Below are 25,146 nucleotides of genomic sequence, written 5' to 3' on the forward strand. Positions count from 1 at the left end.
AGGCTGCTTTTTTACCAAGAGATTGTTGACTGATGGTTTTCAACAAGATCATTTTGTCTTTAAACGTCAGTTTGCACCAGAGACCTGCATTGATTTTCATTCTCTTCTCCTCCTAGGAAAAATTTAAGTATGAGTCATGGCTAATGGATCAGTTCAACTTGTACTTAGCATATACCGTCTTTTCATCCAATATAAACAACAAAAATTTCTACAATGTTCGATGTTTGAGATTCTTTAATAAGTGATTTAGCAACTTACTGTCATATGAAAGGCATAAGGACTGAAAATAATAGTGAATCTTGTAATATAGATATAGGATTTGTCAAACGGTTTATTTAACTTTATGTAATTTATTTTTTGAATACTAAGAAGGATAGAAGGGATATTGGAGGGAGACGTGGAAATTATCGTAAAAGGGGTGAAAGGTTAATGAGTTACCAAGTGATTGATGGTCATAACGATACGTTGTTAAATTATATGGATGAAACTAGTGATTTTGATTTCTTAAAAGAATCTGATACGGGCCATTTAGATTTGATAAGAGCTAAAAAGAGTGGATTCTACGGAGGTTTTTTTGCAATATTTACTCCAAACCCGGTAAGCCCTCCACCAATCAGCGAATTTATAACGGAGAAAGGTTACCACATGCCTTTACCGGATCCAATTAATTCTTCTTATGCTCAATCACATACCAACAAGGTATTAGCAAAAATGCTTAAACTCGAGAAAGATTCACAGCAGCAATTCATAATTGTACGCAGTGAAAAAGAGATGCGCGATTGTCTGAACAAGAATGTGATCGGTGGAATTATACATATGGAAGGGGCAGAAGCGATTGATTTGGACTTTAATTCTCTTTATGTGTATCACCAAGCAGGCTTGCGGTCTCTGGGGCCGGTTTGGAGCCGGGCAAATAACTTTGGAGAAGGCGTTCCTTATCATTTCCCGGCTAGCCCTGATACAGGACCTGGGCTTACCGAAAAAGGAAAGCAGCTTATAAGACTCTGCAATGAGCTGGGAGTAATGATTGACTTATCCCATATGAATGAAAAAGGATTCTGGGATACAGCACGCTTATCCACACAGCCACTGGTAGCCACCCACTCTAATGCTCATAAACTCTGTCCTATTACAAGAAACTTAAAAGACAAACAGCTGGATGCCATTAAAGAATCTAATGGAGTGGTCGGAGTAACTTTCTGTGCGAATATGTTAAGGACTGATGGAAGAATGGACCTGAGCGCCCCATTAGAAGCCATTACAGATCATATCCATTATATTGCAGATCGTATTGGCGTTGAACATATAGCACTAGGTTCTGATTTTGACGGCTGTACGATTCCGGACGTAATCAAAGACGTGACGGGAGTGCCTAAGCTATTGGATCAGCTTCTCAGTGAAAGCTGGACGGAAGCAGATATTGCTAAATTAACCCACTTAAATTGGCTAAGGGTTCTTAAAGAAACAGGGATTTAATTATACAGAGTCGTTAGACAAGTGAAACGCTTAGAGCTGCAGGCTCTAAGCGTTTCTTGTATTTTCTCCAGAAAATTGTAAGCATGTTACCGTTCACATATTCACAGAAAAAAATTCTAACTTCTATTAATAATAGCAGACCGGTAAGAAAGTCTCCGTCAGGCTATTGATTATTTTCAATACTTTTATACTTAAGAGCGGTGCTTCTGGTAGGTAATTGGCCTGGTCATGGTTTGGATTTCGCTGAATATTTGTTCCGTAAGCGGGTCAGCTTCCAAATAGCTTAAGTTATCCTCTACCTGTTCAACCGAACTAGCTCCAAATACGGCTGTAGCTACGGCAGGGTGGTGAAGGACATATTGCAGGGCAAGTGCGGTTGGTGTTCTTGCGTCACTGCCATAATCCTGCCATTTTTCAGTAAGTGCAAGGATTTCCTCCTGACTATATTCTAAAAAACCATCTTCGGCTTTTTGGTGTCCTTTTGATGAAAGCATTCCTTTGGCCAGCGGCCCTCTGGCAAGTACACTAATATCATTTTCAGAAAGTAAGTCCAGAATCTCTTCTTCTGGCCTTCGATCAAGAGCATTATACTGCATCATGACACTGGAGATATTTGATCTATTAACATATTCACGTATAACATTCGGACGAATAGAAGATATTCCATATTCACGAATAAGTCCATCTTGTTTAAGTTCATCAAAGGCTTCGATCGTTTCGTCCATAGGATCATCAATTGTACCGCCATGAAGCTGATAAAGATCAATATAGTCAGTTCCGAGGCGTTGTAAGCTGTCTTTTACAGCACGTTTAATATGTTTTTTTGACGGATCCCATGTCCAGCCTTCCTGTCCTGGGGTGAAGTTATTTCCTGCCTTAGATCCGATAATAAGATCTTCCCTGCGTCCCTGGATCGCTTTGCCAACTATTTGCTCATTGGCACCAAAATCATAAAGATCAGCTGTATCTAAGTAATTTACTCCAGCGTCTATTGCCCTGTCTATAATAGATTTTGCTTTCTTTTCCTCAGTACCTAAAGACATGCATCCTAAGCTGATTTCGGATACATATAAGTCCGATTTCCCAATTTGGCGTTTCTTCATATTATCATCCTTTCTTATTTTCCCATTAAGTGCATACGGAATCTTCGGTGTCTCCCTTCCACATATGATAAACTATCCATAGATTAATGGAGAGGATGAGAGACTGTGAAGAGGTTTGAAGAAAAAACTTACCATACAGAAACGATCTATACGGGCAAGATTGTGCAATTAAATATTGACAGTGTTACTTTACCCGATGGAAATACTTCTAAACGAGAGTTGATTAAGCATCCAGGAGCTGTAGCTGTTATTGCTCTTACAGATGAAGGTAAATTAATATGCGTGGAGCAGTACAGAAAACCGATGGAAAAAAGCCTGGTTGAAATCCCTGCTGGTAAACTTGAGCCTGGTGAAGAAGCTGTGACTTGTGCGCTTAGAGAATTAGAGGAAGAAACAGGTTACACTACAGATTCTTTGGAATGGGTTACCTCTTTTTATACATCTCCCGGTTTTGCTGATGAGATTGTCCATATTTATTTCACTGATCAAGTTAAAGTCCTGGACCAGCGTCCAGATGGCGATGAGGATGAATTCGTAGAACTTATGGAGTTAACGCTGGGGGAAGCTGAAGAATTAGAAAAAAATCAACGGATCCAGGATGCTAAAACCGCCTATGCTCTTTTGTACTGGAAGCTTAGAGTTTCAGAGTAAACCTTTTAATCCTTGGGTTTAGATACATGACTGAGTCAATAGAGGACTGTTCAAAGATCAGTTACTACTAGCTTTCCTTTGTGAAGTCTATGAACATTTACTAGAGAATGTTCGATTAGACAAGCAGGATCTAAGTGTTGATCTTAAATACATGGAATAATGGTCTACTTTTATCTTTTCCTTCATAGATTGGTCATAGACCGGTTATGAGAAAGGATGGAGATTCCATGCAGAATAGTATGCGGGTGGCAGGAAAAGAGATACAAAGCCATGTAAATATTTTTGTTTTTATATTCGTCTTATTTATTATGGGGATTATATTCGGAGCTGTAATCGTTAACAGCATGAATTTTGTTCAAAAGCAGGATCTCTTTTTTTACTTAAAACAATTCTTTGAACAAAACATTTCCATGAATGGAACCTCAAAAGCTACTCTTTGGAAGGACAGTATCCTTTACCATTTAAAATATATGCTTCTACTGTTTTTATTAGGTATTTCAGTTATTGGCATGCCTATTATTACTGTTCTATTATTTATTAAAGGACTTGTTGTGGGGTTTTCTGTAGGGTTTCTAGTAAATCAGATGGGCTGGTATGGTCTTTTGATTTCCTCAGCAGCTATTGCTCCTCAGAATTTACTTATCATACCTGTCTACTTAATAGCTGGATCCCTGGCCCTGATTTTCTCTTTGACGCTTTGTAAACAGCTGTTTATAAGAAGAGTGCATCAGCCCATCCTTAAAGGATTTGTTCGCTACAGCGCTTTTTTTGGGGCGTTAATGCTTATACTGATCGTTGCTTCTACCATTGAAGTATTTTTTTCTAATACCATTCTTGACTACGTGGTGAAGTGGATTTATCATTAATTTAACAGTGATAATCATATTCAGTTTAGAATGATTATAAAACATAGATTAAAATTATTTTAATTTGACACTCGTTCTGACTCTGCTTATAATTAAATTGATTACGAGGGAGGGACGAACGATATGGAGCATCGTATTGAGAGAATTAAGAAACAATTGCATTCCCAGAGTTATAAGTTAACACCTCAAAGGGAAGCTACTGTTCGAGTGCTTTTAGAAAATGAAGAAGATCATTTAAGTGCCGAAGATGTCTACCTCCTCGTAAAAGAGAAAGCACCCGAAATCGGTCTGGCTACTGTATATCGTACGCTGGAATTGTTATCCGAATTGAAAGTTGTCGATAAAATAAACTTTGGAGATGGAGTTTCCCGCTATGACCTGCGAAAAGAAGGGGCGGAGCACTTTCATCACCACTTAGTTTGCATAGAGTGTGGATCGGTAGAGGAAATCGAGGAAGATTTATTAGGGGACGTTGAAAAGCTTGTAGAAGGACAATGGGGATTCCAGGTTAAAGATCATCGTTTAACGTTTCACGGCATCTGCCGCATCTGCCAGAAACAAGCCGTAGCCGCCTCGGCATCAGAGGGAAACGAAGAGAATTAATAAACTGCCGCTATGAAATTACATAGTGGCTTTTTTATTTTGGAAGACTTTTATTTTCTACAGACGGGATACGTCTCGATCTATTTACAAACTGGCAGAAATCGTGTAGGTTTATCGTAGGTAGAACAATCATGTATATTTGACGTTCATCTGGGCATATCCTTTTACATAAAGGCTCTAGAAAAGGGGTATCGGGATGGTTCATTTGCGTCAAAATATACAGGAATTAGTTAAAGTTCTTATTGTGTTTACTTTATGTACTTGTGTTTTTTATATGGCACTTCGTCTTGTACATGAAGAGTATGAAAGGCAACATCGATATGATCCGCCGAGTGGCGCGGCAGTAAAGGTGTACAAGTCGCTGGAACCTGACTGGCCGGATCGACTGTCGATATTCTTTCAATTAGGAGAGTAGATGGGTCATGGATTACGCGTTAGAAGATTTTTTTCATTATTTAACAGTTGAGCGAGGCCTATCATCGAATACCATCCAATCTTATAAGCGTGATCTAACGCAATACCAGCAGTTTCTACAACAGGAGTTAAATCTCTCAAACTGGGATCAAGTAACAAGATCGCATATAATGAGGTATCTGCATGATTTGAATGATAAAGGGCGTTCTTCTGCTACAGTGGCCAGGCTGCTGTCTTCCATTCGTCTCTATCATCAATTTTTAATAAGGGAAAAAGTGACAAATGAAGATCCAAGTCTCCATATAGAAACCCCGAAAAAAGAACGGAAGCTGCCAAAAGTACTTTCATCTGAAGAGGTGGACAAACTCCTTAATGTGCAAACGAAGGATCCACTATCTTTAAGAAATAAAGCCATGCTGGAAATGCTTTATGCCACAGGGCTTCGTGTCACAGAACTTGTTTCTTTAAAAGTAAGTGATCTCCATCTTACGATGGGATTTGTACGCTGTTTAGGTAAAGGGTCTAAGGAAAGAATTATTCCTCTAGGAGATTTGGCTAAGGAAGCTGTACAGACCTATCTGGAACAAGGTCGGGGGACGTTGGTCAAAAATAAAAAGACAGAAGAATTATTTGTGAATCATCACGGAAATAATCTGTCACGCCAAGGTTTTTGGAAAATATTGAAAGCGGTTGCCCGCGATGCTGGAATTATGAAAGAACTTACTCCTCATACTTTGAGGCATTCATTTGCTACACATTTATTAGAAAATGGAGCGGACTTACGGGCTGTACAGGAAATGTTGGGTCATGCTGATATTTCTACCACTCAAGTTTATACACACGTAACTAAAACACGATTAAAAGATGTTTATCGCTCGTATCATCCTCGAGCATAAACTTTTTTGTTTTTAGTTGTCTGACATCCTACATCTTTAGAGGTTAGCGTAAAATAATAAACTTATGGGAAAGTAAAATATAGGAGGGATCGTTAATGAAACCATTTAAAAGAGTATTTTTAGTAGTTATGGATTCTGTAGGAATTGGAGAAGCTCCGGACGCAGAACAATTTGATGATAAAGGAGCTCATACGTTGGGGCACATAGCGGAACGTATGAATGGATTGAATATGCCGAATATGGGTTCGCTTGGGTTGAGTAATATCAGAGAAATTCAGGGGATCGAGCCGTCCAAACAGCCTAAAGCTCATTATACAACCATGAGAGAAGCATCTAATGGTAAGGATACGATGACTGGTCATTGGGAGATTATGGGGTTATATATTGATCAGCCTTTCCGTACATTTCCTGATGGATTTCCGGACGAACTTTTGAATGAAATAAAAGAAAGAACAGGACGAGGCATTGTAGGAAACAAACCGGCATCCGGCACAGAAATCATTAAAGAACTGGGAGAGCATCACATGAATACCGGTGATTTAATTATTTACACTTCTGCCGATTCTGTGCTTCAAATTGCTGCTCATGAAGATGTGGTCCCGCCTGAAGAGCTTTATGAGATCTGTGAACTTTGCCGTGAATTGACACTAGATGAGAAATATATGGTTGGACGGGTAATTGCGCGGCCGTTTGTGGGAGAACCAGGGTCTTTTGAACGTACTTCCAATCGTCATGATTATGCTTTAAAACCTTTTGGCAGGACAGTTATGAACGAAATGAAAGACGAAGAACTAGATGTAATTGCTATCGGTAAAATTTCCGACATTTATGACGGGGAAGGGGTTACAGAAGCGATTCGTACGAATGACAATATGGATGGAATGGACAAACTTGTTCAATCCATGCAACAAGACTTTAAAGGCATGAGCTTTTTAAACCTTGTAGATTTTGATGCGAAATTTGGTCATCGCCGCGACCCAGAAGGATATGGTGAAGCCCTTGAGGCTTATGACGAACGTCTCCCGGAAGTCCTGGATTTATTAAATGAGGATGATCTATTAATAATAACCGCAGACCATGGCAATGACCCTGTTCATCATGGTACGGATCATACTAGAGAACTTGTACCATTAATTGTTTATCATAATGGAATTGAAGGTGGGAAAGAGTTAGAGCAGCGTCAGACTTTTGCTGATATAGGGGCCACAATATCTGACAACTTTTCAATTAAATTGCCTGAACATGGGACTAGTTTTTTAAACGATATTAAATAGGAGGGCCATTATGTATCACTTACATGTAGAAGAAGCTTCAGAATTTATAACGAAACAATTAAATGTTCAGCCAACCGTAGGATTAATTCTCGGTTCGGGTTTAGGGGTGCTGGCTGATGAAATTCAAAACCCCACAACGATCCTTTATAAAGATATTCCTCATTTTCCTGAATCAACCGTGTCAGGACATAAGGGACAATTGGTTATCGGGGAGTTGGAGGGAAGACAAGTCATTGCTATGCAAGGCCGCTTCCATTATTACGAGGGCTACAATATGCAACAGGTTACGTTCCCTGTCCGGGTAATGAAAGAACTCGGCATTGATACCTTGTTTGTAACGAATGCGGCTGGGGGGATTAATGAATCCTTTAATCCTGGTAATCTGATGATTATTACGGATCATATTAACAATATGGGTGACAGCCCTCTAATCGGTCCGAATGATGATGAAAGAGGACCACGATTCCCGGATATGTCAGAAGCCTATGATCGTGATTTGATCGCGCATGCCAGACAAAGTGCTGAAAGACTTGAACTAAATGTGCAGGAAGGTGTTTACGTAGGCAACACAGGCCCAGCTTATGAAACAGGTGCAGAGGTTCGAATGCTTCGTGTATTAGGTGGAGACGCTGTAGGTATGTCTACTGTCCCTGAAGTTATTACAGCTAGTCACGCAGGAATTCGCGTTCTGGGCATCTCTTGTATTTCCAATATGGCTGCCGGAATATTGGATCAGCCCTTGACTCACGATGAAGTTATTGAAACCACCTCTCAAGTGAGAGAGGACTTCCTGGGATTTGTTAAGGAACTATTAAAGTCATTACCAGCCTGAGGGCATAAATAGTAAAGGGTGAGTTAAATGAGAATGTACGATATCATTGTTAAAAAAAGAGATGGCGGCGAACTAACGAAAGAGGAAATCTACTTCTTTGTAGATGGGTATACCAAAGGTGATATACCTGATTATCAGGCCTCGGCACTAACGATGGCTATTTATTTTCAAGGGATGACTCAGGAAGAAACAGCTATATTGACACAAGCTATGGTGGACTCCGGTGAGACAATTGATCTTTCTGCTATCAAAGGACATAAAGTGGATAAACACTCAACAGGCGGTGTAGGCGATAAAGTTACCTTCATTGTAGGTCCATTAGTTGCTTCTGTTGGGGTACCAGTCGCAAAAATGTCCGGGCGAGGCCTGGGTCACACGGGTGGAACTTTAGATAAACTGGAATCAATTAAGGGTCTGGAAATTGAAATGACAAAAGAACAGTTCATCCATAATGTGAATACTCATAAACTGGCAGTAGCTGGACAGACAGGAAATCTGGCACCTGCCGATAAGAAGTTATACGCATTGCGGGATGTAACAGGAACTGTCGATTCACTGCCTCTCATAGCCGGGTCCATTATGAGTAAGAAACTGGCTTCTGGTGCAGATGGGATAGTGTTAGATGTTAAAACGGGGTCTGGTGCTTTTATGAAAACCCTGGAAGATTCAAAAAATTTAGCTCAGGAAATGGTGAATATCGGTAACAATCTTGGACGTCAAACGGTTGCGGTAATTAGCGATATGAATCAGCCACTTGGGTTTGAAGTAGGAAATGCCAACGAAATTAAAGAAGCTTCTGAAATTCTGCAAGGAAAGAATGTAGAGGATTTAAGAGAGCTATCTTTAGAACTTGCATCTCATATGACCGTACTTGCGGAAGTATTTAGTTCCTATGAAGAAGCTTATGAGGCTTTGGCGAAGAATTTGGAAAATGGAAAGGCATTTCAAAGTTTGAGGGATTTGGTGGAAGCGCAAAATGGTGATGTATCGATGATTGATAACTTAGACAACCTCCCTAAAGCCAAGTACAAAATCGATGTGAAAGCGGAGAAGAGCGGCTACATAGCTGCTATTGATGCAGAGTCCATCGGAATTGCAGCTATGTACTTGGGTGCTGGACGCGCTACCAAAGATGATGAGATTAATCACGGCGTCGGCATTACTTTGAACAAAAAAATAGGAGATTGGGTGGAAGAAGGAGAATCTCTAGTTTTTCTGCACAGCGATGATGAAGAGCCTCAAGCATCCATTACTAAAGTATTAGACGCTTATTCTATTGCCGATGAGAAAGTAGAAAAACCTACGCTCATTTATACAGTGATTAAATAAAATTTTTGAGATTTATAAGTCACAATATCTTGAAACAGAGTTCTTCGCTATTCTTTAATAGTGGAGAACTTTTTTATTAAATTAACCACATTCAACGAATTATATTTAATAAACAAACCTTGACGTTTGGGGCCATAAAGGGGGCAGAAGTTTGAAATCTTGTATTTTTTGTTATCCTGAACTAGATTCATCCCAACAGGTAATTATGGAGAATAAGAATTGTTTATTTCTGCAGAAGGAACAAAAAATTTTGAAGGGATCGGGATTAATTGTTCCTAAAAATCATAAAGAAACGGTATTTGATTTGAATCAGGAGGAGTGGGAAGATACGCATGATTTAATGCTTGAGGTAAAGAATTGGCTCGATGAAGAATTTAGTCCAGATGGTTATAATATAGGCTATAACTGTCTTGAAACTGGAGGTCAGCATATATTTCACGCCCATATGCACATTATACCCAGGTTTCAAGATGAACCATATGCAGGCAGGGGCATTCGTCATTGGCTGAAACAGGAATCAAATAGAAGAATAAAACGTTAAAAAACAAGGTGTAGAGTCTTATTCTGCGCCTTGTTTTTCTTTTCCTATAACGCTGTATAGAAAACCATATAAAGGGAAAAATAGAAGCACTTACAGAAATTGGAGGTCAATTGTATGCAAAAACTCATCGGTTCCATCCTTATTTTAATGGTAACTTTAAGCGTTTTACAGCCAGCATCCATAAAAGCAGAAGAAAAATCTGCACCTGATCTGGTGGATTCTGCTAAATCAGCCATATTGTTAGAAAAAAATAGTGGAATGATGCTCTATGAAAAAGATGCTCATCAGGAACTTCCTCCTGCAAGTATGACAAAGGTAATGACCCTTTTGCTTATAATGGAAGCATTGGAAAAAGAGAGTATTACTCTGGATGAAAAAGTAAGAATCAGTGAACATGCGGCTTCAATGGGAGGATCACAAATTTTTCTAGAAGCTGGTGAAGAGATGACTGTTCAGGACTTGTTAAAGGGAATAGCTGTAGCTTCTGGTAACGATGCAAGTGTAGCCATGGCGGAGCGGATCGCGGGTTCGGAGAAAGAGTTTGTTAATCAAATGAATAAAAAAGCACAAGATTTAGGTCTGAAAAACACACATTTTGAAAACCCTACCGGGCTGCCGGCAAAAGGACATTATAGTACAGCCCATGATATGGCTGTAATGGCTCGTGAACTCTTACTACACGATGAAGTCACTCAATATACAAGTATCTATGATGATTATTTACGTAAAGGCAAGGATAACGAATTCTGGCTGGTCACGACAAATAAGTTAATAAAATCCTATCCTGGTATGGATGGTTTAAAGACGGGTTACACTTCTGAAGCAAAATATTGTCTAACCGCTTCAGCTAAACGGGATGATATGCACATGATTGCGGTCGTAATGGGGGCGGAGACACCTAAAGATCGTAATTCAGATATCACAAGCCTCCTTGATTATGGTTTTGGGCAGTATGAAGGAGTCAAGTTATATGATAAGAAAGATACGTTAAAAACCATGAAGCTCACTAGAGGACAACCTGAAAAGATTAAACTTTCTCCTGAAAAAGATGTTGTTATTCTCAAGAAAAAATCCCAGAAAGAACAGGCTTATGACACTAAAATAAAACTGGTGGAACAAAAGGAACTCCCTCTTTCCAGAGGAGACCATATGGGATGGGTCATCGTTGAGAAAGATGGAAAAGAAGTAGCCAAAGTTCGTCTGGAAACAAAGGAGAAAGTAGAGAAAGCAAGCTTTATCAACTTATGGGAGCGTTCCTGGAGGAATTTGACGAGCTTTCAGAGGTTTTAGCTTTTTGCCACTAGTATTGTTTTTAAGCAGGAATAAGCAGCAGATTTTACGAAAGACTTAAGGACTCTTATAAGTTAGAGGAGGAAACCAATTGAGTCTTCGCGTAGAATTTGTGACTAAAGAAAACGTTTTGGTAGTTCGCTTGGAGGGAGAACTTGATCACCATGAGACAAGTAAACTCCGCGAGTCCTGGCGGGACCAGCTGCAGCAGAACGATGTAGACCATGTAGTTGTTAATTTAGAAAAACTTAACTTCATGGATAGTTCCGGCCTTGGGGTTATGCTTGGACGATATAAAGAGGTTCAAGCTTCAGGTAATGAAATGATTATTTGTTCTATATCTCCAGAAGTCAGGCGGTTATTTGATTTATCAGGGATGTTTAAGATTATGAGGCTGGTTGGTAGCGAATCGTATGCTCTTGAACTATTGGGGGTGGCTTCATGCGAAATGAAATGACACTCGAATTCTTGAGTGTAAGTGAAAATGAATCACTTGCGCGCGTGGCGGTAGCGGCATTTATCAGTCAGATGAATCCTACAATGGAAGAGCTTACGGATATTAAGACAGTTGTTTCTGAAGCTGTCACAAATGCGATTATTCATGGATATGAGGAAAATCCGCATCAGAAAGTTATGCTTTCATGTGCAATTGATGGCGAACAAATTGAAATTATTATAAAAGACGAAGGCAAAGGAATAAGCGACATTGAAGAAGCTAAAGAGCCTCTCTTTACTTCAAAACCTGAGTGGGAACGTTCCGGTATGGGATTTACAATTATGGAAAATTTCATGGATAAGGTGGATGTCACTTCTGAACCGAATATTGGGACAACAATCCGTATGATGAAGCAGCTCACGTCAACTAGAGCTTTATGCAATTGAGGCGGATGCTACTATGAGTGATACTACAAAAGAACGCTTATCTGATCATAATGTCAAAGAACTGATTCGAAGAAGTCAAGCAGGTGACCAGGATGCACGGGATTTTTTAGTAGAAAAAAACACCCGATTGGTATGGTCGGTGGTGCAGCGTTACTTACGCAGGGGATATGATCAGGACGATCTTTACCAAATTGGCTGTATAGGCTTGCTCAAATCAATTGATAAATTTGACCTGAGTTATGATGTTCGTTTTTCAACATATGCTGTTCCTATGATTATTGGAGAAATTCAACGATTTATCCGTGATGACGGTACCGTTAAGGTCAGCCGGAGTTTGAAAGAATTGAACCATAAAGTCAGAGGGAAAAAAGAGGAATTAATGAAGATTTACGGACGATCCCCTACGGTGAATGAATTGGCTGAAGCTCTAGGAATGACGAGAGAGGAAATCGTCCAGGCGGAGGAAGTTGGGCGATCTCCACAATCTATATATGAAACGGTTTATGAAAATGAAGGAGATCCCATCACGCTTGTAGATCAAATCGCAGAAGAGGAAGATAACTGGTTCGATCAAATTACCTTGCAGGATGTATTAAGCAGGCTTGAAAAAAGGGAACGTCTGATTATCTACTTGCGTTACTATAAAGATCAAACCCAGACGGAAGTAGCCGAACGCTTAGGTATTTCCCAAGTGCAGGTTTCAAGGCTTGAGAAAAAAATATTGGCTGATATGAAACAGACTATGAATGATACGAGTTAAACTGCGTTCAATAAGAGCGCAGTTTTTTTATTGTGTGCAATTGTATGTTTTTTTCCAATCGCACACATAATAAGCGTAAGCCAAAGACAGGGAGGCGAAATTATGACGACTCCTGTTTATATCCGTATCAAACAATCGATTAATACAGCCCCTTTATCGACGATACGATTAGGAGATATAGCCCGTATTACTGGATCCAGACGTTATGAGACTGTGTTACCAAATACGGTTGTTCACAAGGTAAAAGCCGATGACCAAAACATAGTAGTTATTGATGGCTTCATGATTATTGAACAAGTTCTTTCTAAGTTTCCCCAGGTAGAAGTAGAACTGCTCGGTCCGAGCCAATGTGTGGTTCATATTGAAAAGCATAAAAAGCAGCCTTCTCTTTTACTGATTTCAGGAATTTGGCTGCTTCTTTTTATCGGAGCGGCTATGGCCATTATGAACTTTCATTATGACGTAAGCATGGAATCCGTACAGCAAAAACTTCATTTCATGCTGACTGGAGAAGAGAAAGAACACCCGTTATGGATTCAAGTTCCTTATTCTCTGGGACTTGGAATAGGGATGATCCTCTTCTTTAATCATTGGTTTCAGAAACGTTTTAACGAAGAACCCAGTCCTATGGAAGTAGAAATCTTCAATTATCAGCAAGATTTAGATCGGTACGTAGCTGTAAAAGAAAATAAGGTGGAAAAACAGGATGCAGATCATTGAAGCACTTATCGGACTTGCCTCAGGTATAGCTGTGGGGACTGGTTTCGTTGCTTTTTTAACTGTATTAGGGATTGTACCTCGATTAATGCAGCTTAGCCACTCAGAATCTAAGCTGCGCCTGTATGAGACAGCGGTAATTCTGGGAGTATTCTTTGGAATATACTTATCGTTTGGCGATGGCCCCATACAAGTCTCTATTATTGGTCTCGTCATATGGGGGCTTTTTCACGGAATCTTTATTGGAATGCTGGCAGCTGCATTAACAGAAGTATTGAATGTATTTCCACTTTTATTTAAAAGAGTTGGTGTAGATGGTTTCTTGTTTACTCTGCTTATGGCTCTCGTTCTAGGTAAAATTGCCGGATCACTTTTTCAGTGGCTGATTTTTGTTCGATAACCACTTATAAAATAAGGAGGTATATGCTTTGGACAAACAAAAACTTAACGAACAGAATTATGAGAAGGCGAGTAAAGCTTATCAACCTAAACCTCCTTATGTACTGAATGTAATTAAGGCGTTTATTGTCGGGGGTCTCATATGTGTGCTGGGAGAATTGCTGACAGAAATGTACGTTCATTGGTTTGATTACTCTGAAAAGGATGCGGGCAACCCGACTGTAGCTACGTTAATTCTTTTGTCTGCACTGGCTACAGGTTTCGGAGTTTACGATAAACTGGGACAGTTTGCAGGGGCGGGAACGGCTGTTCCAGTGACCGGATTTGCTAATTCAATTACATCTGCAGCGCTTGAGCATAAGAGTGAGGGGCTGGTTCTAGGTGTAGCCACAAACTTATTTAAACTGGCGGGATCTGTCATTGTGTTTGGAGTAGTAGCTGCTTATGTGCTAGGCATTTTACGTTATCTTTGGTCGCTTATTTTTTAGGAGGAATACACTATGGGAAAAACGGGCGTGCAATCATGGTCTTTTACTAATCCAGTTTATATCCAGTCTTCAGGTACCGCAGTAGGTCCTCTAGAAGGACAGGGACCACTCAGCAGCACTTTTGATCGTGTCCATGATGATCTTCACTGCGGAGAAGACAACTGGGAGCTGGCGGAGCGTCGGTTGATGATAGATGCTGTCCATTCCTGTCTTCAAAAAGCAGGAGCAGATGAATCAAGTGTGGATTTATTTTTAGCAGGAGATTTATTGAATCAAAACGTTACGGGCAACTATGTTGCCAGACAATTAGGCATCCCTCTGATTGGTATGTTCGGTGCCTGTTCTACCAGCATGGAAACCTTAGCTACAGCAGCAGCATTAGTAGAATCTGGTTACTCAAAACAGGCATTGGTGGCAGTAAGCTCACATAATGCTACGGCAGAAAGACAGTTTAGGTATCCAACTGAATATGGAGGACAAAAACCTAAGACGGCTACCTTTACGGTAACAGGAAGTGGAGCAGCGTTAGTATCCACGGCGCCCTCTCGCGTGAAAATTGAAGCAGCTACTATTGGTAAAGTCATGGATTACAAAATTAAAGATCCATTTGATATGGGCTCTGCTATGGCTCCCGCTGCGTGGGATACAATTAAAACGCATCTGGAAGATATGGGAAGAGTCCCAGAAGATTATGATGTCATTGCTACTGGGGATCTATCTTCAATAGGAACACCGATTCTACGTGATTTAATGAAACAGGATGGATATGACATTACACCTGTTCATAAGGATTGCGGTTTAATGGTTTATCATAGTGATCAGCCCGTGTTCAGCGGAGGGAGCGGATGTGCTTGCTCGGCCGTCGTTACTTATGGGAAATTACTGGATGATTTAAAGCTGGGTACTTATCAGCGGATATTGGTCGTTGCGACTGGAGCTTTAATGAGTCCAATGATGATACAACAGAAAGAATCCATCCCTGGTATCGCTCATGCTGTAGTTTTAACGAAAGGAGAAACCTCTTAATGAATTTTTTATGGGCCTTTGTAGTAGGGGGAGGAATCTGTGTGATTGGGCAGCTGTTACTTGACTTCGCGAAATTAACTCCTGCTCACGTCATGTCATCTTTCGTTGTAGCCGGTGCCGTGCTCGATGCGTTTGACTTATATGATAATTTGATTGAATTTGCTGGGGCCGGCGCCACGGTACCAATTACAAGTTTCGGTCATTCCCTTTTACATGGAGCTATGGAACAAGCGGATGAACACGGCATTATGGGCATAGCTATTGGGATTTTTGAGTTAACCTCAGCAGGTATAGCCTCAGCTATATTATTCGGTTTTATCGTAGCTGTCATTTTTAAACCGAAAGGATAGAAATTAATTAGGGAGGTGACATCTTTGAGCGAGCCGGGTAAAACACCAATTGTAATGAAACTAGAACAAAATCGTAAAGTAATGAATGAACGAGTGGGTGTCGATCAATCATTTGATATAGGTTTCCGAACGTTATACCTGCTAAACCATGAAATTAATCTTTACTACGTTACCGGATTATGTGAAACGCCTATTATTGTGGAACTGATGAGACAGCTGTTTGAAATGAATGAATTTGAAAGTGACAGAGAGAAGCGCTCGGTTTTTCAGCATATCAAAGATGAGATCCCACACCAGCAAGTTGAAGTGGTTTCTTCAATTGAAAAATGTATAACTCAATTATTATCAGGATTAATTGTAATCTTCGTACAAGGCGAAACAGAAGCTTTCATCGTAGATGTTCGATCGTATCCTGGAAGAACACCAGAGGAACCCGACACGGAGAAAGTTATTCGCGGGTCGAGGGATGGTTATACAGAGAATATTATTGAAAATACCGCACTAACTAGAAGGCGAATTCGTGACGAACGTTTGAGGCATGAAATTATGCAAGTAGGAGAGCGTTCAAAAACAGATATCTGCTTGTCGTATATTCAGGATGTAGCAGACCCGGGACTTGTGAAGCTCATTAAGAAGGAAATAAAAAATATTAAGATTGATGGGCTATCCATGGCTGACAAAACGCTTGAAGAATTTCTCGTTCATCAAGGGTGGAACCCTTTTCCGCTCGTAAGATACTCGGAAAGACCAGATGTTACAGCCGCTCACTTATTTGAAGGGCATGTCGTAATTATGGTGGATACGTCCCCGAGCATGATCATTACTCCAACTACTTATTTTCATCATGTCCAGCACGCAGAAGAATTCCGCCAATCACCGGCTGTAGGCACGTTCGTAAGGTGGGTTCGTTTTTTTGGAATATTTGCTTCTGTATTTTTGCTCCCTCTTTGGATGCTATTTGTTATGCAGCCGGACTTATTACCTGAGCAGCTATCATTTATTGGGCCTAATGAAGAAAGTACGATGCCAGTAATCATACAAATTTTATTAGCGGATTTAGGACTCGAGATGCTCAGAATTGCAGCCATCCATACGCCTACGCCTTTATCCACGGCAATGGGTTTAATTGCTGCCGTATTAATAGGACAAATTGCTATTGATGTCGGGATGTTTGTACCCGAAGTGATTTTATATGTCGCTGTCAGTGCTATAGGCTCATACGCTACTCCCAGCTACGAGCTTTCTGTCGCGAATAAAATGTCCCGCGTCCTGCTTGTCATATTTGTCGCTATATTTGGTATAAAAGGATTTATGATTGGTATGACTCTGTACATTGTTATACTTGCTCATACTAAATCTCTAAACACGCCTTACCTCTGGCCGTTCCTTCCATTTAACGCTAAAGCAGCTCTTCAGATTGTTTTACGGATGTCTATGCCTTCATTGAAAGTAAGACCGAGCATTGTTCATCCCCAGAATAATCAGAGGCAAAGGTCTTAATTATATTGCCGGTTCTTTATCAATGTGATAAATTAAAATAAATCAACTTGAGAGATGTTCCTTTTATGAAGGAGCATTTTCTTTTTAAGAGCTACAAAAGGCGGTGGTTTTTTATGAATTACGAAACAGATCAGCGAGGAGCGCTGCTGATCGGCGGCATTCCGGCCAAAGACTTAGCCGATCAGTATGGAACTCCATTATATGTATATGACGTGGGTAAAATACGATCAAATGCCAGGGCATTTGTAAGCACCTTTCAGGATTATGACATACCTGCACAGGTAGCTTATGCGAGTAAGGCGTTTTCATCAATCGCTATGCTTGAAGTGGCTCATCAAGAAGGATTAAGTCTTGATGTGGTATCAGAAGGAGAACTTCATACGGCTCTGGAGTCTGGCTTTCCTGCTGAAAAGATTCACATGCATGGAAATAATAAAAGTATTCAGGAACTGGAAATGGCGGTTGAGAATCATATAGGCTGTATCGTGGTTGATAACTTCTATGAAATTGAACTGCTGCATGCTATTCTACAAGAACAGCAAAAGGAAATGGACGTTCTGCTTCGTGTAACTCCAGGAATAGAAGCCCATACCCATGATTACATCCTGACTGGTCAGGAGGATTCAAAATTTGGGTTTGATTTGTCCAGTGGACAAGCAGAAGAAGCCTTTCTAAAAGTTAGTGAAGCAAGTCGAATAAACATGAAGGGGCTCCACTGCCACATTGGTTCGCAAATATTTGAAACAAGTGGATTTGAAATGGCGGCCCGTAAACTTTTTTCAGCTCTGAATGATTGGTCTGAAAAGTATGACTATCAAGCTTCCGTCTTAAATTTAGGGGGAGGATTTGGTATTCAATATACAGAAGAAGACCGTCCGTTAGATCTGGACCAATATGCACACTCCTTAATAAAGGAAGTAAAGGAGCTTTCTGACCGTTACAATTATCCTATTCCTGAAATTTGGATAGAACCAGGCAGGGCAATTGTAGGGGAAGCTGGAATTACTTTATATACAGTTGGATCTATTAAAGATGTGCCTGGAATTAGAACTTATGTTTCCGTGGATGGAGGAATGACAGACAATATCCGTCCAGCACTTTATCAAGCTAAGTACGAAGCTGTTTTAGCTAATAAAATGAAGGAACAAAGTCATCAAGAATATGCCATTGCTGGAAAATGCTGTGAATCAGGAGATATGCTGATTTGGGAGACTGACCTTCCGAAAGTCGAACATAAGGATTTACTTGCAGTTTTTAGTACGGGAGCGTATGGTTATTCTATGGCAAACAATTACAATCGCTTTCAAAAGCCAGCTGTTGTTTTTGTTGAGAATGGCAATCATCAGTTGGTTGTCCGAAGAGAAAGTTATCAGGAAATGACAAGGTTAGATTTATCTTATTTGCACAGAGAGGGGTAGAAAGATATGAAACAAGCAACAATTGAATTTGAAAATGGAGAAAAAATGCTAATAGAATTATATGATGAGGCAGCTCCTGGAACGGTAGAAAACTTTGAAAAACTTGCGAATAGTGAATTTTACGATGGATTGACCTTCCACCGTGTAATTCCCGATTTCGTTATACAAGGCGGAGATCCTAATGGAAATGGAACGGGAGGCCCTGGATATACGATCAAATGTGAAACAGAAGGTAATCCTCATAAACATAAGAGAGGTACTCTATCCATGGCTCATGCGGGTAAAGATACAGGAGGAAGTCAATTCTTTGTCTGCCACTCTCCACAACCGCACTTAGATGGACGTCATACAGTATTTGGACAGGTGATTGAAGGTGTCGATACAGTAGACCGTGTTCGTCCTGGTGATGTAATGCACAAGGTTAGAGTCGAAGACAAGTAATCGAATAAAGGAAGACATTCATGGTTCTCAATGTTTTTCTCCTGCTCTTCTTAATAGCTCCACTTGGTCTATTTATACATGAGATGGGTCATGTACTGTTCGCCATGATTTTTCGTGCTGAAAAATCCTATATTATAATAGGAGCAGGCAGGCTGATATACAAATTCCGTGTTGGAAAATTGCAAGTGTATATTCGTTTATTTTTCTTTAACGGCGGGCACTCAATTAATGAGAAGACTCCATCTTTTTCGTTTAAAGAGAAAGCCTGGATAAGTATGGGTGGCCCTCTGTTAAACGGAGTGGTGGCTTCTCTTCTTTTTCTGCGTCCAGTGACAGAGCAGCCGGAAGTATTCTTTTATTTCTGCTTGTTCAACGGATATCTTGCCATAACGAATAGCTTTCCCTTTTATATCAAAGGTATAAAATCAGATGGTTACCGTTTCTTTCAATACTTTAGGTCGGCCAAGTCTTAGAGGGTTGTTACAAAGGGTTGCATCTTCAAGTGAATTTGTTATTCTATATTTTGTATGTGAAACCAAACACTCCGGGGGAAGCTGAATGAGAAAGAAGAATTGGACACTGTTTATTTTTTTGCTTGTACTAGGATTTGCCTGGGGCATCTACTACTGGTTTGGAATTGTGCAGTAGCTATTGCTGGTGAGAAAACTCTTGCAGCTTTATAGGATTAGCGTCGCCGTTCTAAAGAATAGATTAAGAAAAGTTATTTTCATAATTGAGGGGTAACTATGTTAATTCGATATAAAAAATCATTTGAAAAGATTGCAATGGGTCTCTTGTCCTTTATGCCTGAGGTATCAGATCTGAAAATGCTTCAAGGAATCATAAAAGAATATGAGACGAATGAAAATTGGAATTTATTCTTATGGAAAGAAGAAGATATTCTTGGGACCATTGGAATTCGAGTGGAAGGTCGGAAAGTGGTAATTCAGCATGTATCTGTAAACCCATCCCACAGAAACTCAGGTATTGGCAGACAAATGATCCGACGTATTCAAGAGAATTTCGGCAGTCAGTACGAAATTTGTGCAGATGAAGCTACGGAGTCATTTGTGGTAAAGTGTGAAACACAAAGACCTTCTTCACAAGTATAGGAAAGGAGATGTCCATAGACATCTCCTTTATTTGTGGTCACTTTTATTTTTTTCTTAATTTATGTTTGTGAATTAAATAGTTATTTTGTAAATTACTCGGGCTTCCATAAGCTACATTCCATTTTGTGCATAAGATTTGAACCTCTTCCATCAACTTTTCATCTTTAATAGGAAGGTTCATACTCTTGTAAGAATAACCTTTCTCGATTTGTGTTTTCATTTCTTCTAATTTATTGGATAATAAAGAAAAAGAGATACCTACATTTTCGATATGATAAAAGTTAGGTTCAAGCTTTTCTAAGCATCTATTTATAAGGGTAAGTGCTCCTCGAAGATTACCCCTTCGGTAATGGTATAGACAAACGGCAATTTGTATGAGTAAAACCCAAACAGAGAGGCGGTTCTTGGGTTCAACTAATTTCCAATGTTCTTCCAGCACTTCATGGCATTCAAAATAATCTCTCGTTCCATGAAAATGAGCTAAAAACTCTATATACTTCTCAGGGTACATACAGGATACCTCCGCAAATTTTCACTTCAATAATTATTGTAAACGACCAATGAACAGAACCACAAGCCGTAGTGTACAATTCACTTACTTAACATTTTTTGATACGATGATAATCGGCAATTGATAATAACAAAGGAAGAATACGATGACTAAAAGCTATCAAGTTAAAGTAGATGGATTTGAAGGACCGCTGGATCTTCTTTTGCATCTAGTGAATCGTTACGAAATCGATATCTATGATATCCCAGTTTCTAAAATAACCGATCAGTATATGAATTATATTCATACGATGAGAGAATTGGAGTTAGACCTTGCGAGTGAATACTTAGTTATGGCTGCTTCGCTGCTTGCCATAAAGAGTCAAATGCTACTGCCTAATCCAACCCTTGAGGAAGTAGATGACGAAGGCTTAGAAGAAGATCCTCGTGAAGATCTTATGAGAAAGCTGATTGAATACCGTAAATATAAACAGGCAGCTGAAGGGTTAAAAGAAAAAGAAGTTGAAGCAAATAGAATATACACCCGCCCTCCTATGCGCCAGGAAGAAGTTCAAGGAGAGGCCCCTGCTATTAAGCCAGGGGAGGCGTCTATCTATGATATGATTCATGCTATGAGTAAAATGCTTTCCAGAAGCAATGCAAATGAACAAGTTCAAGAAACCAAAATAAAAAGGGATGAAGTCCCAATTCAAATGAGAATGGAAGAAATTTTGACTCAAGTTGATTTGCAAGAAGGTGGAACCTCCTTTTATCAGTTATTTAAAAAACGATCCCGCCCGCACATAGTCGTTACCTTCATGGCGATCTTGGAATTGATGAAAAGTAATGACATCGTTTGTGTGCAGCAGCAGCACTTTGAAGAATTAATTGTATTTAAAATGGAGGATGCCCCATGGAGTTAGAAGAATACAAAGCCATCGTAGAAGGGCTATTGTTCGCCGCCGGTGATGAAGGCTTAACCCACAAAAAAATAGGTACCCTTCTCGAAATAAGCCAAAAAGAGTTAAATGATATATTAGAAGATCTAAAACAGGATTACCAGAGTGCTCACAGAGGCATTACTATCATGGACTCCCATGGGGTTCTGCATCTGACCACTAAACCTGAACATGCCTCTTATTATAAGCGGCTGATAGATTCGCCGGGGAATACTCGCCTCTCCCAGGCCGCTCTTGAAACACTTGCTATTGTTGCTTATCAGCAGCCTATTACCAGGATAGAAATTGATGATCTTAGAGGGGTAAAAAGTGATCGAGCAGTGCAGACCCTTGTTACCAGAGGGTTAATTGAAGAAAAAGGAAGAAAAGAAGCTATAGGCCGTCCTGTACTCTTTGGTACGACGAAGGATTTCTTAATATATTTCGGGCTTACCTCATTAAGTGAGCTACCGCCGCTTTCAGAACTTAAGGAAGCAGAAAATTTAGAGGAAGAAGCAGACCTTTTCTTTGGTAATTTTACTGCAACAGATGAGTAGAATATTAATTTATGAGAAAAGAGGCAGATCTATATTAAGCTGCCTTTGGCTGTTGAGTAAACAGTTTAAAATAATTATGCGTACCTAAGCGGTTTCAGCTCTAAATTCCATAGAGATGAAGCCGCATTTTTATAGGTTCAGTCTCGTAAATATAAAATGCCTATATTTATTCAACTATCGCATGAAAATAATTAAAAGTAGTTATTCATGCTTAAAAAGATTTTTTAATAACCTTGCCTAAACGTATGGATAAATTCCCCTGCCAGCACCCTCCTAATATCGTAACGGACCCGATTTATCTCGAAATCGAGTCTTACACAATCCGGCCCATTGTGTAGTAAGCCTCTTATGAAAAATCAGCAATAACTTTAACAAAACCATCGTAAAAAAAGGGAAAGAAAACTCCTTGTTCAGTCCACTAGCTTAGGAAGATTGATTATTAGTAACAGGAGGCAGTACTCATAAGCTTGTACCGGAAAGCATAAGGTAAATCAAATGACGAAAACAGGGAGGTCCCCCGGTGAAAAAGTGTATATTATCTTCTTTATGGTTAGCAATGGTTATATCACTTCTTATAATTAAACCAGTCCAGGCAAATCCAAACTTATCCGTTTCTGCTGAGCATGCGGTATTACTAGATTCTGAGTCAGGCCGCGTTTTATACGAAAAAGATGCTTATGAGGCGTCCCTGATCGCTAGTACGACTAAAATCATGACTGCTATTATAGCAATTGAATCAGGGAAGATGGAAGAAAAAGTAAAAGTGAGCAGTAGAGCGGTACATACAGAAGGTTCTTCGATTTATTTAACCGAGAATGAGAAGATACCTCTTAAGGATTTAGTCTATGGTTTAATGCTGCGTTCCGGGAACGACTCAGCTGTGGCGATTGCTGAGCATGTAGGCGGAAGTGTGGAAGGTTTCACACAAATGATGAATGAGAAGGCTCTGTGGCTCGGTATGAATAACAGCAACTTTGAGAATCCTCACGGCTTGGACGGGGAGAAGCACTTATCAAGTGCTTATGACCTTGCCTTATTAATGGCTTACTCCATGAAAAATGAAACGTTTAGAGAAATTACCGGAAGCGAATCTTTTCGGTCTGAAAACAGAGACTATGCCTGGATGAACAAAAATAAATTATTGACTAAATACTATGCACCTGCAAATGGAGGGAAAACTGGATACACAAAGAAAGCAGGCCGTACCCTGGTGAGCAGTGCCGAGAAAGAAGGCATGGAATTAATTGCTGTTACTTTAAATGCACCAGATGATTGGAATGATCATCAACGTATGTTTGAATGGGGATTTAAAAACTTTGAGTCGGTCAAACTTCAATCCGAGGGGACCGTTGAGACAAATGGGCAGAGCTATTACTTACCACGTGATATTTACTTTCCTCTAACTGCCGCAGAAAAGGAAAACGTAAAAGCAACATTCTATCGATATAATGGAGTAGAGCAGGAAAATATGGCGGGTATGCGTCAATTTAAGGCGGGAGAAATTCCGCTCGTACAAGCCTCTGTATGGCATGAAAGGCCAAAACGTTCCCTGATATCCGGAATGAAAAGCTTTCTTGGTAAGATCACGGGGGTGGTGCCGTGGTCAACTTAATCTGGGCCCTGTTAGCTATTATAGGAATTGTTTATGCAGCCTTCAATGGAACGATGGAGGCTGTGAACAAAGCGATTTTTTCTACCCTGGACGAAGCTGTAATGATCGCGCTGAGCCTTGCCGGAGTTCTTATTTTTTGGCTGGGACTCATGAAAATCGCGGAAGAGGCAGGACTGTTGAACGGATTGGCTAAAATATTCAGACCCTTTGTAAGAAAAATTTTTCCTGATATTCCTGAAAACGATCCAGCTCTTGGTTACATTCTTTCAAATATGACAGCTAACATGTTCGGTCTGGGCAATGCAGCCACCCCTATGGGGCTGAAAGCAATGAATGAACTTAAGAGGTTGTCGAACTCTCAAGAAGCCAGCCGGTCCATGATTACATTACTAGCTATAAACACATCTTCTCTTACATTAATTCCTACCACTGTTATTGCCATTCGCATGAAGTACGGTTCAGATGATCCAACCAGCATTGTAGGTGCCACTATTCTGGCCACTATCATTTCGACCTGTGCTGCTCTGATAATTGATCGGTATTTCTATTATCGTAGAAAAAGGTTGAGGAGACCATGATCAGCATATGGTTAATCCCGGGGATTATATTAATCGTACTTGTTACAGCAACCTTAAAAAATGTCCCTGCTTATGAAGTATTTGTAGAAGGCAGTAAAGAAGGGATTCAAATTGCTATTACTTTACTTCCCTTTTTATTAGGCATGATGGTGTCAATCGCTATTTTTCAAGCTTCCGGAGCTATGGGAGCTATTTTACACCTCTTTGAACCTGTCACAAGGGCTGTAGGGTTTCCTGAAGAAATCCTCCCTTTGGCATTTATTCGTCCTATTTCGGGTACAGCCGCTTTAAGCATGACCACCGAGCTCATTCGAACATACGGCCCGGATTCATTTATCGGATACCTGGCCTCAGTCATGCAGGGGAGCACGGATACGACATTATATATCATTACGGTATATTTTGGAGCTGTAGGAATTAAAAAAATGGGAGATGCTTTAAAGGTTGGACTATTGGCCGATCTGGTTGGTATAATAGCTTCTGTAATAGTTGTAGTCATCCTATTTAGTTGATAGGATGACTTTTTGTGCAAATATGGCTATAATGTGTATAATGTTAAGGAGCTGACAAGCCGCGCTGGAGTACCTCAGCGTGGCTTCCTGTT

At 40.0% G+C, this 25,146-nt stretch carries 31 protein-coding genes; 29 read left to right on the forward strand and 2 right to left on the reverse strand.

The window, feature by feature from the left end:
* Positions 1–429 precede the first annotated feature (429 nt).
* Positions 430–1,476, forward strand: a complete 1,047-nt coding sequence (locus WAM07_RS03030; protein WP_422164664.1) for a dipeptidase — start codon at positions 430–432, stop codon at positions 1,474–1,476.
* A gap of 191 nt (positions 1,477–1,667) precedes the next feature.
* On the opposite strand, the gene WAM07_RS03035 is transcribed toward WAM07_RS03030, so the two are convergent.
* A complete protein-coding gene (locus WAM07_RS03035) occupies positions 1,668–2,579 on the reverse strand; it encodes an aldo/keto reductase (RefSeq protein WP_422164666.1) in 912 nt (303 codons plus the stop codon).
* Between the two features lie 105 nt (positions 2,580–2,684).
* Here WAM07_RS03035 and WAM07_RS03040 point away from each other — a divergent pair, with 105 nt between their 5' ends.
* From WAM07_RS03040 to WAM07_RS03150, 23 genes are all read left to right on the forward strand, one after another.
* Positions 2,685–3,230, forward strand: a complete 546-nt coding sequence (locus WAM07_RS03040; RefSeq protein WP_422164668.1) for an NUDIX hydrolase — start codon at positions 2,685–2,687, stop codon at positions 3,228–3,230.
* Between the two features lie 227 nt (positions 3,231–3,457).
* A complete protein-coding gene (gene spoIIM / locus WAM07_RS03045) occupies positions 3,458–4,096 on the forward strand; it encodes a stage II sporulation protein M (protein ID WP_422164669.1) in 639 nt (212 codons plus the stop codon).
* 123 nt (positions 4,097–4,219) lie between these two features.
* Positions 4,220–4,699 carry a Fur family transcriptional regulator gene (locus WAM07_RS03050; protein WP_422164671.1) on the forward strand — a complete coding sequence of 160 codons (480 nt, stop codon included), beginning with the start codon at positions 4,220–4,222 and terminating at the stop codon, positions 4,697–4,699.
* Positions 4,700–4,895: 196 nt separating this feature from the next.
* Positions 4,896–5,114 (forward strand): DUF4227 family protein, encoded by a 219-nt coding sequence (locus WAM07_RS03055; RefSeq protein ID WP_422164673.1) that lies wholly within the window; start codon positions 4,896–4,898, stop codon positions 5,112–5,114.
* A 7-nt stretch (positions 5,115–5,121) separates the two neighbouring features.
* Positions 5,122–6,009, forward strand: coding sequence for a site-specific tyrosine recombinase XerD (xerD, locus tag WAM07_RS03060; RefSeq protein WP_422164674.1), 888 nt, complete (start codon positions 5,122–5,124; stop codon positions 6,007–6,009).
* A 95-nt stretch (positions 6,010–6,104) separates the two neighbouring features.
* Complete coding sequence (deoB, locus tag WAM07_RS03065; RefSeq protein ID WP_422164675.1) at positions 6,105–7,283, forward strand: phosphopentomutase; 1,179 nt, start codon at positions 6,105–6,107, stop codon at positions 7,281–7,283.
* Between the two features lie 10 nt (positions 7,284–7,293).
* Complete coding sequence (locus tag WAM07_RS03070) at positions 7,294–8,115, forward strand: purine-nucleoside phosphorylase (RefSeq protein ID WP_422164677.1); 822 nt, start codon at positions 7,294–7,296, stop codon at positions 8,113–8,115.
* A gap of 27 nt (positions 8,116–8,142) precedes the next feature.
* Positions 8,143–9,444, forward strand: coding sequence for a pyrimidine-nucleoside phosphorylase (locus WAM07_RS03075; RefSeq protein WP_422164679.1), 1,302 nt, complete (start codon positions 8,143–8,145; stop codon positions 9,442–9,444).
* A 151-nt stretch (positions 9,445–9,595) separates the two neighbouring features.
* Entirely contained in the window at positions 9,596–9,985 is a 390-nt protein-coding gene (locus tag WAM07_RS03080; protein WP_422164681.1) for an HIT family protein, read from the forward strand.
* A gap of 114 nt (positions 9,986–10,099) precedes the next feature.
* Entirely contained in the window at positions 10,100–11,275 is a 1,176-nt protein-coding gene (locus WAM07_RS03085; protein WP_422164682.1) for a D-alanyl-D-alanine carboxypeptidase family protein, read from the forward strand.
* 91 nt (positions 11,276–11,366) lie between these two features.
* Positions 11,367–11,732 carry an anti-sigma F factor antagonist gene (gene spoIIAA, locus WAM07_RS03090; protein WP_422164683.1) on the forward strand — a complete coding sequence of 122 codons (366 nt, stop codon included), beginning with the start codon at positions 11,367–11,369 and terminating at the stop codon, positions 11,730–11,732.
* The gene (gene spoIIAB, locus WAM07_RS03095) at positions 11,717–12,157 is read left to right on the forward strand and encodes an anti-sigma F factor (protein ID WP_422164685.1); all 441 of its coding nucleotides are present in this window, start codon (positions 11,717–11,719) and stop codon (positions 12,155–12,157) included. The genes spoIIAA and spoIIAB overlap by 16 nt, the downstream gene beginning before the upstream one ends.
* Positions 12,158–12,170: 13 nt before the next feature.
* A complete protein-coding gene (gene sigF, locus WAM07_RS03100) occupies positions 12,171–12,917 on the forward strand; it encodes an RNA polymerase sporulation sigma factor SigF (RefSeq protein WP_422164686.1) in 747 nt (248 codons plus the stop codon).
* Between the two features lie 102 nt (positions 12,918–13,019).
* On the forward strand, positions 13,020–13,637 hold the full coding sequence (locus WAM07_RS03105; RefSeq protein WP_422164688.1) for a stage V sporulation protein AA: 618 nt from the start codon (positions 13,020–13,022) through the stop codon (positions 13,635–13,637).
* Positions 13,624–14,034 carry a stage V sporulation protein AB gene (locus WAM07_RS03110; RefSeq protein WP_422164689.1) on the forward strand — a complete coding sequence of 137 codons (411 nt, stop codon included), beginning with the start codon at positions 13,624–13,626 and terminating at the stop codon, positions 14,032–14,034. The genes WAM07_RS03105 and WAM07_RS03110 overlap by 14 nt, the downstream gene beginning before the upstream one ends.
* A gap of 28 nt (positions 14,035–14,062) precedes the next feature.
* Positions 14,063–14,521, forward strand: a complete 459-nt coding sequence (gene spoVAC, locus WAM07_RS03115; protein WP_422164691.1) for a stage V sporulation protein AC — start codon at positions 14,063–14,065, stop codon at positions 14,519–14,521.
* A gap of 12 nt (positions 14,522–14,533) precedes the next feature.
* On the forward strand, positions 14,534–15,547 hold the full coding sequence (gene spoVAD / locus WAM07_RS03120; RefSeq protein WP_422164693.1) for a stage V sporulation protein AD: 1,014 nt from the start codon (positions 14,534–14,536) through the stop codon (positions 15,545–15,547).
* On the forward strand, positions 15,547–15,897 hold the full coding sequence (spoVAE, locus tag WAM07_RS03125) for a stage V sporulation protein AE (RefSeq protein ID WP_422164695.1): 351 nt from the start codon (positions 15,547–15,549) through the stop codon (positions 15,895–15,897). Before spoVAD ends, spoVAE begins: the two co-directional genes overlap by 1 nt.
* A gap of 54 nt (positions 15,898–15,951) precedes the next feature.
* A complete protein-coding gene (locus WAM07_RS03130) occupies positions 15,952–17,397 on the forward strand; it encodes a spore germination protein (protein WP_422164728.1) in 1,446 nt (481 codons plus the stop codon).
* 113 nt (positions 17,398–17,510) lie between these two features.
* Positions 17,511–18,815 carry a diaminopimelate decarboxylase gene (lysA, locus tag WAM07_RS03135; RefSeq protein WP_422164697.1) on the forward strand — a complete coding sequence of 435 codons (1,305 nt, stop codon included), beginning with the start codon at positions 17,511–17,513 and terminating at the stop codon, positions 18,813–18,815.
* A 6-nt stretch (positions 18,816–18,821) separates the two neighbouring features.
* Positions 18,822–19,256 carry a peptidylprolyl isomerase gene (locus tag WAM07_RS03140; RefSeq protein WP_224892645.1) on the forward strand — a complete coding sequence of 145 codons (435 nt, stop codon included), beginning with the start codon at positions 18,822–18,824 and terminating at the stop codon, positions 19,254–19,256.
* 20 nt (positions 19,257–19,276) lie between these two features.
* Positions 19,277–19,729 (forward strand): site-2 protease family protein, encoded by a 453-nt coding sequence (locus WAM07_RS03145; RefSeq protein ID WP_422164699.1) that lies wholly within the window; start codon positions 19,277–19,279, stop codon positions 19,727–19,729.
* Between the two features lie 273 nt (positions 19,730–20,002).
* Positions 20,003–20,368 carry a GNAT family N-acetyltransferase gene (locus WAM07_RS03150; protein ID WP_422164701.1) on the forward strand — a complete coding sequence of 122 codons (366 nt, stop codon included), beginning with the start codon at positions 20,003–20,005 and terminating at the stop codon, positions 20,366–20,368.
* A gap of 43 nt (positions 20,369–20,411) precedes the next feature.
* Here WAM07_RS03150 and WAM07_RS03155 read toward each other — a convergent pair whose 3' ends face one another.
* Positions 20,412–20,879 (reverse strand): DUF309 domain-containing protein, encoded by a 468-nt coding sequence (locus tag WAM07_RS03155; protein ID WP_422164703.1) that lies wholly within the window; start codon positions 20,877–20,879, stop codon positions 20,412–20,414.
* A 145-nt stretch (positions 20,880–21,024) separates the two neighbouring features.
* Here WAM07_RS03155 and WAM07_RS03160 point away from each other — a divergent pair, with 145 nt between their 5' ends.
* The 5 genes from WAM07_RS03160 (at position 21,025) to WAM07_RS03180 (ending at position 25,054) form a co-directional block, all read left to right on the forward strand.
* Positions 21,025–21,780 carry a segregation/condensation protein A gene (locus WAM07_RS03160; protein ID WP_422164705.1) on the forward strand — a complete coding sequence of 252 codons (756 nt, stop codon included), beginning with the start codon at positions 21,025–21,027 and terminating at the stop codon, positions 21,778–21,780.
* Positions 21,771–22,352 (forward strand): SMC-Scp complex subunit ScpB, encoded by a 582-nt coding sequence (gene scpB, locus WAM07_RS03165; RefSeq protein WP_422164707.1) that lies wholly within the window; start codon positions 21,771–21,773, stop codon positions 22,350–22,352. Before WAM07_RS03160 ends, scpB begins: the two co-directional genes overlap by 10 nt.
* Positions 22,353–22,872: 520 nt before the next feature.
* Complete coding sequence (locus WAM07_RS03170; RefSeq protein ID WP_422164709.1) at positions 22,873–23,964, forward strand: D-alanyl-D-alanine carboxypeptidase family protein; 1,092 nt, start codon at positions 22,873–22,875, stop codon at positions 23,962–23,964.
* Positions 23,952–24,542 carry a nucleoside recognition domain-containing protein gene (locus tag WAM07_RS03175; RefSeq protein WP_422164711.1) on the forward strand — a complete coding sequence of 197 codons (591 nt, stop codon included), beginning with the start codon at positions 23,952–23,954 and terminating at the stop codon, positions 24,540–24,542. Before WAM07_RS03170 ends, WAM07_RS03175 begins: the two co-directional genes overlap by 13 nt.
* The gene (locus WAM07_RS03180; protein ID WP_422164712.1) at positions 24,539–25,054 is read left to right on the forward strand and encodes a spore maturation protein; all 516 of its coding nucleotides are present in this window, start codon (positions 24,539–24,541) and stop codon (positions 25,052–25,054) included. Before WAM07_RS03175 ends, WAM07_RS03180 begins: the two co-directional genes overlap by 4 nt.
* The last annotated feature ends 92 nt before the right edge of the window (positions 25,055–25,146 follow it).

Source organism: Halobacillus sp. (assembly GCF_049282395.1).
Classification (GTDB): domain Bacteria; phylum Bacillota; class Bacilli; order Bacillales; family Halobacillaceae; genus Halobacillus.

Bases quoted from the DNA above. Each gene is read 5' to 3' on its own strand.
- WAM07_RS03110 (WP_422164689.1), top strand. From the start codon at position 13,624: ATGCAGATCATTGAAGCACTTATCGGACTTGCCTCAGGTATAGCTGTG.
- xerD (WP_422164674.1), top strand. From the start codon at position 5,122: ATGGATTACGCGTTAGAAGATTTTTTTCATTATTTAACAGTTGAGCGA.
- WAM07_RS03035 (WP_422164666.1), bottom strand. From the start codon at position 2,579: ATGAAGAAACGCCAAATTGGGAAATCGGACTTATATGTATCCGAAATC.
- WAM07_RS03160 (WP_422164705.1), top strand. From the start codon at position 21,025: ATGACTAAAAGCTATCAAGTTAAAGTAGATGGATTTGAAGGACCGCTG.
- WAM07_RS03140 (WP_224892645.1), top strand. From the start codon at position 18,822: ATGAAACAAGCAACAATTGAATTTGAAAATGGAGAAAAAATGCTAATA.
- WAM07_RS03105 (WP_422164688.1), top strand. From the start codon at position 13,020: ATGACGACTCCTGTTTATATCCGTATCAAACAATCGATTAATACAGCC.
- lysA (WP_422164697.1), top strand. From the start codon at position 17,511: ATGAATTACGAAACAGATCAGCGAGGAGCGCTGCTGATCGGCGGCATT.
- WAM07_RS03145 (WP_422164699.1), top strand. From the start codon at position 19,277: ATGGTTCTCAATGTTTTTCTCCTGCTCTTCTTAATAGCTCCACTTGGT.
- spoIIAB (WP_422164685.1), top strand. From the start codon at position 11,717: ATGCGAAATGAAATGACACTCGAATTCTTGAGTGTAAGTGAAAATGAA.
- WAM07_RS03070 (WP_422164677.1), top strand. From the start codon at position 7,294: ATGTATCACTTACATGTAGAAGAAGCTTCAGAATTTATAACGAAACAA.
- WAM07_RS03030 (WP_422164664.1), top strand. From the start codon at position 430: ATGAGTTACCAAGTGATTGATGGTCATAACGATACGTTGTTAAATTAT.
- WAM07_RS03055 (WP_422164673.1), top strand. From the start codon at position 4,896: ATGGTTCATTTGCGTCAAAATATACAGGAATTAGTTAAAGTTCTTATT.
- sigF (WP_422164686.1), top strand. From the start codon at position 12,171: ATGAGTGATACTACAAAAGAACGCTTATCTGATCATAATGTCAAAGAA.
- scpB (WP_422164707.1), top strand. From the start codon at position 21,771: ATGGAGTTAGAAGAATACAAAGCCATCGTAGAAGGGCTATTGTTCGCC.
- deoB (WP_422164675.1), top strand. From the start codon at position 6,105: ATGAAACCATTTAAAAGAGTATTTTTAGTAGTTATGGATTCTGTAGGA.
- WAM07_RS03130 (WP_422164728.1), top strand. From the start codon at position 15,952: ATGAAACTAGAACAAAATCGTAAAGTAATGAATGAACGAGTGGGTGTC.
- WAM07_RS03155 (WP_422164703.1), bottom strand. From the start codon at position 20,879: ATGTACCCTGAGAAGTATATAGAGTTTTTAGCTCATTTTCATGGAACG.
- WAM07_RS03180 (WP_422164712.1), top strand. From the start codon at position 24,539: ATGATCAGCATATGGTTAATCCCGGGGATTATATTAATCGTACTTGTT.
- WAM07_RS03050 (WP_422164671.1), top strand. From the start codon at position 4,220: ATGGAGCATCGTATTGAGAGAATTAAGAAACAATTGCATTCCCAGAGT.
- WAM07_RS03075 (WP_422164679.1), top strand. From the start codon at position 8,143: ATGAGAATGTACGATATCATTGTTAAAAAAAGAGATGGCGGCGAACTA.
- spoVAD (WP_422164693.1), top strand. From the start codon at position 14,534: ATGGGAAAAACGGGCGTGCAATCATGGTCTTTTACTAATCCAGTTTAT.
- spoVAE (WP_422164695.1), top strand. From the start codon at position 15,547: ATGAATTTTTTATGGGCCTTTGTAGTAGGGGGAGGAATCTGTGTGATT.
- WAM07_RS03150 (WP_422164701.1), top strand. From the start codon at position 20,003: ATGTTAATTCGATATAAAAAATCATTTGAAAAGATTGCAATGGGTCTC.
- WAM07_RS03085 (WP_422164682.1), top strand. From the start codon at position 10,100: ATGCAAAAACTCATCGGTTCCATCCTTATTTTAATGGTAACTTTAAGC.
- spoIIM (WP_422164669.1), top strand. From the start codon at position 3,458: ATGCAGAATAGTATGCGGGTGGCAGGAAAAGAGATACAAAGCCATGTA.